Annotated in this window: 7 protein-coding genes and 2 pseudogenes; 5 read left to right on the top strand and 4 right to left on the bottom strand. The window is 61.9% G+C overall.

The genetic code is table 11. The annotated features are described in order from the left end of the window. Positions 1 to 800: 800 nt before the first annotated feature. On the bottom strand, positions 801 to 1,484 hold the full coding sequence (locus tag IAI58_RS17160; RefSeq protein ID WP_237182948.1) for a TetR/AcrR family transcriptional regulator: 684 nt from the start codon (positions 1,482 to 1,484) through the stop codon (positions 801 to 803). 69 nt (positions 1,485 to 1,553) lie between these two features. Here IAI58_RS17160 and IAI58_RS17155 point away from each other — a divergent pair, with 69 nt between their 5' ends. The 3 genes and pseudogenes from IAI58_RS17155 to IAI58_RS17145 all read left to right on the top strand — a co-directional run. Next, positions 1,554 to 2,324 (top strand): SDR family NAD(P)-dependent oxidoreductase, encoded by a 771-nt coding sequence (locus IAI58_RS17155; protein WP_208776161.1) that lies wholly within the window; start codon positions 1,554 to 1,556, stop codon positions 2,322 to 2,324. A gap of 184 nt (positions 2,325 to 2,508) precedes the next feature. Further along, complete coding sequence (locus IAI58_RS17150; protein WP_207451089.1) at positions 2,509 to 3,354, top strand: MBL fold metallo-hydrolase; 846 nt, start codon at positions 2,509 to 2,511, stop codon at positions 3,352 to 3,354. A 539-nt stretch (positions 3,355 to 3,893) separates the two neighbouring features. Beyond that, positions 3,894 to 4,879: pseudogene (locus IAI58_RS17145) on the top strand (DDE-type integrase/transposase/recombinase); the annotation flags it as partial. Positions 4,880 to 5,181: 302 nt separating this feature from the next. Here the strand turns inward: IAI58_RS17145 and IAI58_RS17140 are convergent. The 3 genes and pseudogenes from IAI58_RS17140 to IAI58_RS17130 form a co-directional block, all read right to left on the bottom strand. Then, a pseudogene (locus IAI58_RS17140) lies at positions 5,182 to 6,314 on the bottom strand (IS110 family RNA-guided transposase). A 122-nt stretch (positions 6,315 to 6,436) separates the two neighbouring features. Next, on the bottom strand, positions 6,437 to 7,873 hold the full coding sequence (locus IAI58_RS17135; RefSeq protein WP_207451451.1) for a glycosyltransferase family 2 protein: 1,437 nt from the start codon (positions 7,871 to 7,873) through the stop codon (positions 6,437 to 6,439). A gap of 5 nt (positions 7,874 to 7,878) precedes the next feature. Then, the gene (locus IAI58_RS17130) at positions 7,879 to 9,666 is read right to left on the bottom strand and encodes an HlyD family secretion protein (RefSeq protein WP_208776104.1); all 1,788 of its coding nucleotides are present in this window, start codon (positions 9,664 to 9,666) and stop codon (positions 7,879 to 7,881) included. 483 nt (positions 9,667 to 10,149) lie between these two features. On the opposite strand from IAI58_RS17130, the gene IAI58_RS17125 reads away from it, so the two are divergent. Together IAI58_RS17125 and IAI58_RS17120 are read left to right on the top strand one after the other, a co-directional pair. Then, positions 10,150 to 10,755 carry a glycoside hydrolase family 16 protein gene (locus tag IAI58_RS17125; RefSeq protein WP_207451448.1) on the top strand — a complete coding sequence of 202 codons (606 nt, stop codon included), beginning with the start codon at positions 10,150 to 10,152 and terminating at the stop codon, positions 10,753 to 10,755. Positions 10,756 to 10,913: 158 nt separating this feature from the next. Then, the gene (locus IAI58_RS17120) at positions 10,914 to 12,245 is read left to right on the top strand and encodes an IS701 family transposase (protein WP_208776159.1); all 1,332 of its coding nucleotides are present in this window, start codon (positions 10,914 to 10,916) and stop codon (positions 12,243 to 12,245) included. Positions 12,246 to 12,294: the final 49 nt, after the last annotated feature.

The raw sequence follows: 12,294 nt of genomic DNA, 5'->3' as shown, positions 1-12,294 counted from the left end.
CAGGCACTCGAACCGGCGATGGTCCAGGATAGCCAGCCCGACCGGATCCCAACAATGTTCCGCGACCAGACAGCTAGGGGTTGATCCGAGTGGATCCAGACGCCGGCCATTCTCAAAAGCCGGCGGCGCGACGGTCAAATCAGGAGGTTAGCGGCAAGTGGTTTGTGAACATCGGACCCGCTCGACTGCGTTGCATGGACCGGCCTCTCAACACATCGAACTGCGGGGCATGCACGATCTCGCGATGCGGACATATTTCGAGCGCCCAAGCGCAAGCATACGGTTCAGCGCCCTTACAGCGACGGCCACCTCGGCCCCACGGTGCTCGTCGGTGCCCGAATGCAACGCGCCGCCGATGGCGCGCTTGAGTCTGCTGATGTTCGCTTCGGCCAAAGCGTGCGTGTTGTAAGCAGAGGCCTTCTGCCCACCCATGCATTGCGCTCCGCGATGGTCCGGAGGTGCTGGTCGCGCTGGGTTGGCACCGTCTCGGCTGCAGCGCTGGGGCGGGTCGCACTTGGCTCTCCTGGTGGATAACGGACTGCCGCCTCCTCAAGAGCCTAATCCAGCCAGATCGCCAGGCTGAATCGTGCCACACAGCCTATGAGACCGACACCGCCCTTCGCCCGATAACCGCCGAAGCCTCACTCGGAATCCCGGACAGGCTGGAACAGTGGGCCACTGACCTCATGACGACCCGATTCGGCCACTCGATCGAGCCAAAGAGGAATGAGCCAAACAGGGCGGAAGCATCCATCTCTGGTGATCTTGAAACGGGAACCGCTACCGAAGCGCTGCGAAGGTTAGCAGGGTGAATCCTGCGGTTCGGCTGGTGCCGATGACGAGGTCGTTGCCGCCGTCAGACCGGTCGGCGGCACCTTGCGGCTCAGGCGAGTGACGATCAGCTTGAGGGTGGCATCGAGAATCTCGTCGGCGAGCGCAGCATCGTCACTGAGCCGCGACAGGGTCAGCGCGCCGACCATCGCGGACCAGCTGGCCAGCGCTGCCTGACGGCGTTCCTGTGCATTCCGCCCAGTAGCGGTTTCGGCAAGCGTCTCGACCAGGTTGCGCATCGCCTCAGTCATGGCGTGCCGTCCACCATCCGGCCCCCGCACGACCTCCGAACCGAGCGCGGCGAACATGCAGCCTTCGGCACGCCGTTCGCGGTGTGCGGGCGAGAGATAGGCCGTGGCATAGGCCGCAAGATCGTTCAGCCCGGCTTTCTGCCGCTCCTCCGCGCGCTGTGCCGCGCTGTTGACGAGCGCTTCGGCAACGAGATCGTCCTTGTCGGCGAAGTGCCGGTAGAATCCTCCATGGGTCATTCCCGCCGCCTGCATCACGTCAGCGACGGACACGCCCTGCACGCCGCGCCCGCGGAAGAGGGGGGCGGCGGCGTCGAGGATGCGGCGGCGGTTCCTGTCCTTCATGGCTTGGCTGTTGCGCATGTTTAACTCCTCGTGCCTTGACACATAGATGATGATAAACATCTAATCAAGATGACGATCATCATCTATTACTGACGCAGACCGTCAGGATCAACCAGGGAGACTATTATGATGCCCACCGCTCTCGTAACCGGCGCTTCCGGCGGCATCGGCGCCGTTTATGCCGATCGCCTCGCGGCCCGTGGCCACGATCTCGTGCTCGTTGCACGCAGCGCGGATAAGCTTGAGGCGCTTGCCCGCGACCTGCGCGCCCGATACGGCATCCAGGCCGAGATGATCACCGCCGATCTCACGGACCCGGCGCAGGTCGCCCGGGTCGTGGACCGCATCCGGTCGGGTGCGCCGATCGACATTCTGATCAACAATGCCGGTGCGAATGTCGCGTCCAGCTTCGCGAAGGTCGCCGATGCGGAGTTGGAAGCGCTGATCCGGCTGAACGTGACGGCCCCGACCCTTCTGGCCCGCGCCGCCATTGCCGGCATGGCGTCGCGCGGCACGGGCGCGATCGTCAATATCGGCTCCGTGATTGGCCTTGCCACCGAACTCACCTCGGGCATCTACGGGGCTACCAAGGCCTATATGCTCACCTTCTCGCAATCCCTCGCTCATGAATTCGGGCCTGCCGGCGTTTATGTGCAGGCGGTGCTGCCGGGCGCCACCCGCACCGACATCTGGCGGCATTCTGGCCGCAACATCGATGAGATCGATGGCCTGATGGAGGTTGATGACCTGGTGGACGCCGCTCTGGCCGGCTTCGACCGGCGAGAGGCGGTGACCATCCCCCCGCTGCCTGATGTCCGGCAATGGGAAGCGTTCGAGGCCGCCCGCCTGGCGATGCGGCCGAACTTCGCCAACGGCAAGCCGGCCGACCGCTACGTCTGAGCTTCACGAAGTGGTGAAGCACGGTCGCAAGCGGGCTTGAAGCCGAAGCGATCCTCGGACCAGGGATGGGCATGCCGGCCCTGGCCTGGGCCAGATCGACATTTCCATGGGCGATGCTGTCAGCCGATGCTGCGTCCACCCCTCATGAGCTGAACCTTGCCTCAATCGTTCGAAAGGCAGCCAAATGATCAAGCTAGACTGGAAGATCCTGACCAAGAAGCGTGGTAGCTCGACCCAGGGGATTCCGCCCGGCAAGGAGGATCTCGCATGGGTCAACAACACTGTCACCCTGATCACCGGAGACAATGACGCGGTCCTGATCGACACCTTCCTGCCGGTGCAGCAGTCGAAGGAACTGGTCGAATGGGTCGCGGAAAGCGGCAAGAACCTCACGACGATCTATGTCACCCATGCTCACGGCGACCACTATTTCGGGCTGGCCCTTTTGCTAGGGCGGTTCCCGGCTGCAAGGGCCATCGCGGCGAGGCCGGTGGCAGAGGCCATCAAGCAGCAAATCGAGCCCGCGTTCATCAAGTCCTTCTGGGAGCCACGTTTCGCGGGACAGCTTCCAGCAAGCTTCGCGGCGCCACAGGCCCTTGAAGGGGACAGGTTCGAACTGGAAGGCGAGGAACTGCTGATTGTTCCTCTTGGCCACACCGATACGTCAGAGACCACCGCATTGCACATACCGTCTCTTGGATTGGTTGTATCCGGTGATGCCGTCTATAATGAAACACACCTTTATCTTGCTGAATGCGATGCAGCCGCGCGGTCAGAGTGGCTGCATGCGCTCGATGTCATCGAAGCCTTGGAACCCAAGGCGGTTGTCGCGGGACACGCGGTCACGAGTCCGGACAACTCCCCGCGCCATATCGACGCCACACGACGCTACATTCAGGACTTCAACGCCGTGTTGCTAAGGGCCTCGACCCATCTCGATCTCTACAACGAGATGCTTGCGCGATATCCGGATCGGATGAACCCAGGATCTTTATGGGCGGCAGCAAGATCTGCCAAACCTGCCGTCTGAATGTTCAGCTGGCGCTTTAGCGTGAGCCTGTTGATTCTCACCGAGAAGCTATCTTGCAACGACATTGGAACGGTGATTGGCCGGCCAAGTTAACTGACGATCCCGAATTTCCCAGGCTGCGGTCTATGGACCCCCGCTCCCCCTCCATTGAGGTGCTGGGGGGGCGGGCCTGAGCCGCGGACGCTGACGGGAACGCCGACGGTCGCGCTGGCCCAGGCACCCGGCCCACCGCGAGGTGGGACGTCAGCCTGCCCTTTGTCCCGTCCCGACACCCTCACGGCCTCTTCTCCCCATCGAGGCCGGCTCTCTCGTAAGATCCGCTGGAGAATGTGGCCTCACGGTTCCACCTTCGAAAAGAGCTGATGCGAGCCCATCAGCTTTTCCGCCCCCCGAGGTGACGTCATTCCTTGCCTCGTGATGCCTCCGTGCCTAGCTGTCTGGTCGCGGAACATTGTTGGGACCCGGTTGGTCTGGCGATCCTGGACCATCGCCGCCGGTTCGAGTGCCTGCCACGCGCTGTCCTGGGGCGGAGGTGAGTTATGCACCAGATCCACGCGAATGCCCGCACCACTCCGGCCGTCCGTGCCGAGATCGGCCGCTCCTCGGCGCCTACCGGACTGCTGGCCCGGCGCTACGGCGTCAGCACCGAGACCATCCGCAAGTGGCGCCAGCGCGGGCCCGCCGACTGCCTGGACCGCTCCGCCCGCCCCCATAGCTTGCCCTGGAAGGCGACCGCAGGGGAGCGCGCGGTGGTCTGCCTGCTGCGCGAGAGGACCAGCTTCGCCCTCGACGACCTGACCTTCGTCGTCCGGCACTTCCTGCCGCACCTCAACCGCGACAGCATCTGGCGCATCCTCAAGGCCGAGGGGCTGAACCGACGTCGTCCCGCAGCCTCGGAGCGTCCCGCCAGAGGTGCGGAGAAGTTCCAGGACTACGATTTCGGCTTCATTCATATTGATATCAAGCAGCTGCCCATGCTGCAAACGGCCGATTTTCAGCGCCGCAAGCGCTACCTCTTTGTGGCCATCGACCGCTTCTCGCGCTCCGTCCATCTGGCCGTGAAGGACGACCTGACGACGAACAGCGCGGTCTCCTTTCTGCGCGAGGCGGCGGCTGCCTTTCCATTCCGCATCACCCATGTGCTGACCGACAATGGCGGTTGCTTCTCGCCGACCTTCGAGAAGGCCTGTGCCAAGCTGGGTGCCGAGTATCGTCACACCCGTCCCTATACGCCGCAGACCAACGGCATGGTGGAACGCTTCAACGGCCGTATCGAGAGCGAAGTGCTGGGCATCACGATCTCTTCCCATCGCGACCTTGAGCAGATGCTGCGCGGGTTCAACGCCGCCTACAACGCCCGGCGCAGCGCGTCCTGCAGGGCCGGACACCAAACCAGGTTGTCGTCGAGCGCCTTGCCGCGCGACGAAAGCCGCGCGGCACCAAGCCTGCCGGGCAGGCCGGGCCGCAAGACATCGCCAAGGCCCGCATCATCGCCGAGAATGCCAAGGAAGTCTTACAACCGGACGCTCTGATGCCCGTCCATTCAAGGGGTGGGCGCGCGTCACCAGTCGCCGTGCAGGCGTTGCTCTCGATTCAGAGGCGTTCGGGTGAGGAGGCGGATGACGAGCGACGGTTGATCAAGCTCTGATGCGCGGGTTGGGTACCGCATGACCTTGATCGTCGCGGGGCTTCCTCTGTCTAGTGGCGGGGATCGGTGCGAAGCCTCCCCGTAGTGTCTGCCGAGGGTTCCCCTGACCGTTCCACCTCCTCGCCCGAGTGTCTCGTCTGCTTGGCGACTTCTCCTCTGCTGTCTCTTTGACGGATGCCTCAAGCCGCCACGGTTGGCGGCGCGACCATGCGCCCTATCGCCCAGGCGAACCCCACCATCTCGCGCGCGATCGCGGTCACGACGACCTTCGGCCGCTTGCCAGCAGCCTGGAGGCGCCGGTACCGGGCGCAAAGGCGCAGCTGTCCTTTCCACGCGGCTTCGCGCACCTCCCGCGGCAGTCCAGCCAGGCGGGGCCTCATCTGCGCGGATACTCGAGCGGGCAGCCGATAGGTCCAGGCACCTTCGACCAGCATGCGCCGCGCAAGCGGCGCTGCCGGCTTTGGTGATCGCGCCCTGGCGGCGTCTGGCTCCGCTGGAATGCTCCGACGGCACGAGGCCGAGATATGCCATCAGCTGGCGAGGGTTGTCGAACCGCCGCATGTCGCCGACTTCGGCCACCAAGGCCGAGGCGACGATCAGCGAGATGCCACGCATTGCCTGCAATGCCTCAACCACGGGCGCCATGCCCCAGGCCGGCACAAGATCACGAATGCGGCCGGTGAGGCGCTCAATGCGCGCCTCCAGTTCGTTCACCGCATCGAGGTATTCCTGGCAGGCGACCTGCTGGGCGGGGTGCGGGAAGGTTTGCTCCATCAGCCACTTGCGATGCGGCCAGGTCCAGCGCTTGCCGTCGTAGCTCCGCCCGTGCCGGAGCAGAAATCCCATCAGCCGCTGCCGTGCCTTGCGCAGCGCCTCCACCATGTCGGCCCGCGCCCTGACCAGATCCCGCATGGCTTCGTGCTCTGGGTCCGGCACCCAGACCGGCGTCAGCTCGCCGGCCCGATGCAGGCGGGCGAGTGCCGTTGCGTCCCGTCGGTCAGTCTTGATCCGATCGCCAGGTTTGCGCGGGATCAGGTTCGGCGCGACCACCACGCATTCATGGCCGCGGCTCCGGAGGTGTCGGTACACTCCGTAGCCGCATGGGCCGTCGAAGGCAGTGCCTTCGACCATAGACGAAGCGCAATGCCCGGCCGCCCCGGCCGAGCCGAGCCGCCAGCCTGTCGAGAGCCACGGGATCGTTCGGGATCTCGCCCGCGAACCGCACCTCGCCATCCCGGCCGGCCTCCGCAACACACACGGCAGTCGTCGCCTTGCGCACGTCCAGCCAAACAAAACTGATATGCTCTCCCACGGCCCGTCTCCTGTGCTGAGGCAAGGCGCCGGCCCACGCGGCGCAACCCTCGTCATTCCTGCACAGTTCAAGGCGGGCCACCCCGCCTCAGACGGACATCTGGTCTAGGTGGAGGACGCTCACTACGACCAGCGCATCCGGGTACCGCGGGCCTCGTCAACGGCAGCAATCACCCAAGCGCTGTTCACCAGGATGCTCTGGTAAAGATCGAGGATGGGGATCAGCGGTGCCAGGGCAACATCATCATCCTGCTCCAGGATGTAGATCATCGCGGTCATGACATTCAGGAGTGACACGGAGCAGATCCAGCCGATAACGAAACCCATCGACTCACCCAGGGCCAGCGAGGCTGCGATCGCACCCCAGAAGAAAAAATTCAGCAGCGGGACAAGATAGATGTCCAGAGGGTAGAGCACAGTCATTACAACTGGTAGCAGCAGTGCCTTCTTCTCCGATCTGACAAGCTTTCGCAGAGTCCGCAGGTAGATCCCATAGACTTGCCAGGTTCCACGCATCCAGCGGTAGCGTTGGCTCATGAGCGCAGCGATGTCGTCTGGACACTTCGTGTAGGCGTAGGCCCGAGGTTCGTAGACGACACGCCCACCGAGCGCCAGCGCCGATAGCGAAAGCTGGAAATCCTCGGCGAAGGTTTCCCCTGACAGCGGGCCCTGCACAGCCCCCGGGCCCTGGTGGGCTGCGGCTGTCGGCCCTGTGTCTGGGATCTGGGCAACCCTTTCCATGATCTCGCGCCGGTAAAGGCCTATAGGACCAGGCACGACGGTTACAGCGCCTAATGCGCTCAGGGCCATGCGCATGCCACCGTTACCGAGGAGGTACTCAGCGGCCTGCAGGCGCGTAAGGAAGTTGTAACGGTTCCGTATGGTAACTTGGCCCGAGACAGCGACTACCCCCGGCTCAAGAATTCTGGGCACCATGGTGCGGAGAGCATCCTGAGCCAACCCGGAGTCAGCGTCTACGCAGAGGAGAAGATCTCCCTTCGCCTTGTGATAGGCAAAGTTCAGGCTGCTCCACTTGCCCCCGTTCGGCTTCGTGTAGACGCGGAGAGTGCAGTTGGCATACTGCCCTGCCAGTGGAAAAGCCTTCACAAAAGTGTCGTCAGTGGATCCATCATCAACGAAAATGACTTCATAGTTCGGATAGTCAAGACCGATCAGAGACTTCAGAGCTCCAATCACTGTCTCTGATTCATTGAAGGCTGGGACAAGAATGGAGACAAATGGCGCCTTCGTGAGAGCTTGGCAAGGGTTACGGCGCAGCCGATCGTGCTCATAGAAGGCTAATCCTTGCACCATAAGCCAGCGGAGCAGGATCAGCGCCGCTATGATGATCAGAGCGCAGCCCAAGATCACCGCTATTGGACCACGGTTCGCAAGTCCAGTGTCCGGGGAAAAGAGCGTTTCATGAATGGTCCAAGGCAACGTGAAACTGAGCACGAGGCCGTAGAAGAAGGTGACGATCGCAAGAAAATTGATGACCCAGCGAGGATAGCTTCTGGGCTTCGCCCGGAACTCTCCGGCGGGTGCTGTCGCCTCTGCCATTGTCTTTAAGATATGGCTGTGAGAACAGAAGAATTTCGGACCTGGTCGAGAAGAGCGATAAGAGCAGGGTCATAACTGCGGCGGCTCCACTCGCGGAGCGCGTTCTCGAACTCTTCGTCGAACACGATCTCTTCACGCAAGGCGCTGAGTGCTGGTTCGCCTATACGCTCTGCAAGGCGGATCACAGTGCGGACAAGATCCGGGTCGTCATCAAGCCGTCCCTGGCGCAGCAGAGCGTGGAAGCGGAAAGCGGCCTCGTGCAGGCGGTCTTCAAGCAGGGCCTCCTCAAGTTGGGCAGCAAGTGGGAACTCGTCGGTCGCCCTGCGCCGCAGGCCGCTCCCAAACATTCCGACGCAGCCTGCTATGGCGAGAACTAAGCTTCCCCGGAAGGGATAGCTTGCCATTAGGTCAGGTCGCCAGAGTAGCTTGGCCTGTACGGGGTTTCCTGCGCCGGCAAGAAGGGTGATGGCCTCGAGCGGAAGCTTGACATCAAAAACCGCGATGACGCGATTTTTCTCATAAGGTGCTTCCTCAAAGCGACGAAATTCGCCCTGAAAGAATTTGTTTAGTATCGGCTGCTCAAGAGCAAGCTGGACCTTGCCAGCTGCCTTGATCGAGTCGATTTCTTCAGTCGGAACCCAGATCCGGGCGATGAAGCCGCTGCCTGCAGAGAGTGCAAGAACGGGTGTGTTTTCTGGCGCAAAACCGGGAGCAGGATGACGGTATACCACCTCGCCCGAGAAGGGTGCCTTCACCTGCGTCACGGCCAGCATGCTGGCGCGCTCGGCTCGCAAGGCTTCGTGCTCGTGCATAGCAGCTTCGCGCTCCCGCGCAGTTTCGTTTGCGGCGCGCTGTCGATCCTTGCTGACAGCCTCCTCGTTGGCTACCACCTGCTCTGCCAATTCAGCCGCGGCCTGCTGCTTAGCCGTTAAATCGCCGTCGAGTTTCGCCATTTGATCTGAGAGCGAACCGAGGGTACGCCCGTAGCTCTCGTCCAGTACCCGGCGGTAATCGGCAAGCGATGCGAGGTTAGCCTGCGCGCGGTTGAGAGCGAGGCTTTGAGTCAGGTGATTGCTAGCCTTCTCCTCTACCGCGACCACTGTGCCGATCCCACCCCGGTTCCGGAGATCTAAGGCACGGTTCAGGGCGGTCTGCGCAATACTGGTCTGTTGCGTAGATGCTGCCAATGCCTGCTTCTCTGCCGCAATCTGAAGATCATTCTGGCTCCGCTTCTCAGCATGTTGCGTCGTTGCATCCAGATAGGCACGCTCCGTTTCGCGGCGCGATTTTTGAATGTCGAGCGTCATCATCTGGACTTGTTGAATCTGCTGGCGGATTTGGGCCTGCTTTTGAAGCAACAATGCATCCACTGGCAAAGTTCGAAGATTGAAGTATTCAATCTTCGAATAAGCCTGCTTGATGTGGCTGTCGATCACTGCCAACTGCTCATCAAGTGATGGTGGAAGAAAAACAGCGATGCTGTCACCTTTCTTGACCTGTCCTTCTGTAACCAGTCTCTCGACCGCCACGTTGCGCTTGGCATGAATGACAAACAAATCTTGGCCGCCGACGATGCCGTTACGCTGACTGAACTCATTGTAAGCCCAGTTTCCGACCGCGCCGAAAATACCAAGAGTCAGAGCAAAGAAGCTGAAGCGGGTCAGCTTATTTGGCCTGGACCTGTTGCGCCGAAACCAAACGGCCAGGCTGTAGGATGCACAGAAGACACCAAAACCAATAAGGCCGCTGACCACCGCGACGCGCAGCACATCGCTTGCTTCAATACCATTCATTTTAAAGACCTTCAGGACATTCAGATTCGCAGTCGTGGGCTTACATTCTGCACATAGTTTCGATAATGCAACCGATGTTTGTGTGATAACGTAGGAAAATCCTAATATCTCGCGCACAGATGGAACTTACCTTGAAGTATTTATGATCTTTACACGATAACGCGCAAGCAATTGCAGAGATTATGATTTATTTTTGCAAAGTACAGGCTTGGAATTTGGACTGGCCGGAGGAGGCAAGATGACCCAACAATCCATGGACGGAAGGAAAATACGAATGCCAAGGTCGACATGAGGTGGACGCCGACACTGTCATTGGCCATCGCCGTTGCGGCTAGTGCGATACCAGCTCCTTCGCTGTCACTGCAGCCTGGGAGTTCCGGCCAGTCGACGCCATCACCGCCTCCGGACCCCGGCCCTGGTGGCTGGGCAGACTCCTTCGATGACCTCAATAAGTCCCGTTGGTGCATCAGCGGCGATTCCTACATGCCGTTCTGGGCCAAGGACGGACTGAGTGGCCGCTGGGATGCGGCGTCCGTGTCGGTTGAAAACGGGCACCTTGTGCTGAAGATAGGGGTTCAGGATCGCAGAGTGGCCGCAGCGGAGGCCTATACCTGCGAGCGCTTTGGGTTCGGGACCTACGAAGCGTTGGTAATGCTGCCGAATCTCAACGGGACGATCATCGCAATGATGTCCTACGTAGATGGCTCGCGGACAGAAATTGATTTCGAGTTCGAGGGCCGCGACCCTGCCGCACTGCATACCGTGACCTGGATTTCTCCAGACACCAAGGAACACAGTCTGCACATCCATGATAAGGCCTTTACGGGTACTTGGGTCAGGCTCAGGTACGAATGGCAGGAAACGGGAGTCGAATTCTTTGTCAACGACATGTTGGTCGCCCAACACCGCGGTATCCTTCCCTCCACCCCTGCACACTTAGTGTTTAATATCTGGCCAACCGACAATCCTGAATGGGGTGGCCTCACAACCAATGGTACTGCAGTGGTGCAGGTAGATTGGGTTAGGTTCACACCTGCGCCTCCCCGAGCGTCAATCTCGAGCAGCGATGAGGGGGGCCTTATCCGATAAAGGACGGTGCACTGGCGGCTTTCTACTTGACCTGGATACAGGTTTACGGTGGGGCCTCATAACCAGTAGCTGGCGATGGCGGCGAGTTAGCACTACCTGGGCATTTTGTTTGCGTATGATCTGATGGTGTGCGACGCCTCCTGCTGGAGGCGACGATGATGACGAGCATCCTTGGTGGTGGAGCAGATCTGGATCGCTGGCTAGCGCCGTTCCTGGAGGTTCTGGGGCGCAAGACCCGCCGCACCTGGGCACCGCTCTACCTGCGGGGTCTGCTCGGACCCGGCGAGCGCAAGAGCCTGCAGCCGATGGCCGCCCGGCTTGGCTTGGGCGGCCACGACCAGCTGCAGCACTTCATCGCCAGCCCCGCCTGGGATGATGCGCCGCTGTGGTCGGTGCTGGCGCAGCAGGCCGACAAGCTGGTCGGCGGTCCGCAGGCTTGGCTGGTGATCGATGACACGGCGCTGCCTAAGAAAGGCACGATGTCAGTCGGCGTGCTGCCGCAGTACTGCGGCCAACTCGGCAAGAAGGCCAATTGCCAATCGCTGGTGTCGCTCACCCTGGCACAGGGCGAGGTGCCTGTTCCGGTCGGTCTACGGCTGTTCCTGCCGGAGAAGTGGACCGATGACCCTGCACGCTGTGCCCAGGCAGGCGTGCCGGAGGCGGCGATGGCGCCGCGAACCAAGGCCGAAATCGCACTGGACGAACTCGACCGGCTGAGGGCGGCGGGCGTGCGGTTCGGCACTGTGCTGGCCGATGCGGGCTATGGCGCAAGTGCGGCGTTCCGGCAGGGCCTGGATGCTCGGGATCTGCGCTGGGCGGTGGGCATCCCGCGCAACCAGAAGGTCTACAGCGCCGCCGTGCAGCTGGTGCCGCCGCAGGGACGGGCTCGTAAGCCAGTGCCGAACGAAGAGCCAGCAGAGGCGGAGAGGGTGTTGGCCTCGCAAACCTGGCGCCGCATCGCCTGGCGGCAGGGTACCAAGGGCGCATTGGCGGCCCGGTTCGCCGCGGCGCGCATCCGGGTGGGCGACGGCGCGGTTTGGGGCAACAACCGGCATCTGCCGGGTGATGAAGCCTGGCTGGTCGGCGAATGGCGCTCTAGCGGCGAGCGGAAGTACTATCTGAGCAACCTGTCCGCCGACACACCGCTGCGGGCGCTGGCGGCCACCATCAAAGGACGCTGGATCTGCGAACAGGCGCACCAGCAGCTGAAGCAGGAACTCGGGCTCGGCCACTTCGAGGGACGGTCCTGGACAGGCCTGCACCGACACGCGTTGATGAGCTGCATCGCCTGTGCCTACCTGCAGCACCTCCGCCTCGCCGCGCACCGCCGGACGAGGCGGGGGGAAAATGCGGCCCCCAATGCCGGGCCCGCCACCCTCACCAAGCCTGCCCGCCGTGCGACGCGCCATTCTCGACCGCCTGTTCAGCCATCTCGTCACGCCGATCCGATGTCCGCACTGCCGACGCAGGTTCCTGTCACCTCATCATAAAATGCCCAGGTAGTGCTATGCCCTACTCGAATCTTGCCCGGACCAGTCC

It is taken from the genome of Roseomonas marmotae, assembly GCF_017654485.1.
Taxonomy (GTDB): Bacteria; Pseudomonadota; Alphaproteobacteria; order Acetobacterales; family Acetobacteraceae; genus Pseudoroseomonas; species Pseudoroseomonas marmotae.
This window is presented reverse-complemented; position numbering and strand designations above follow the sequence as displayed.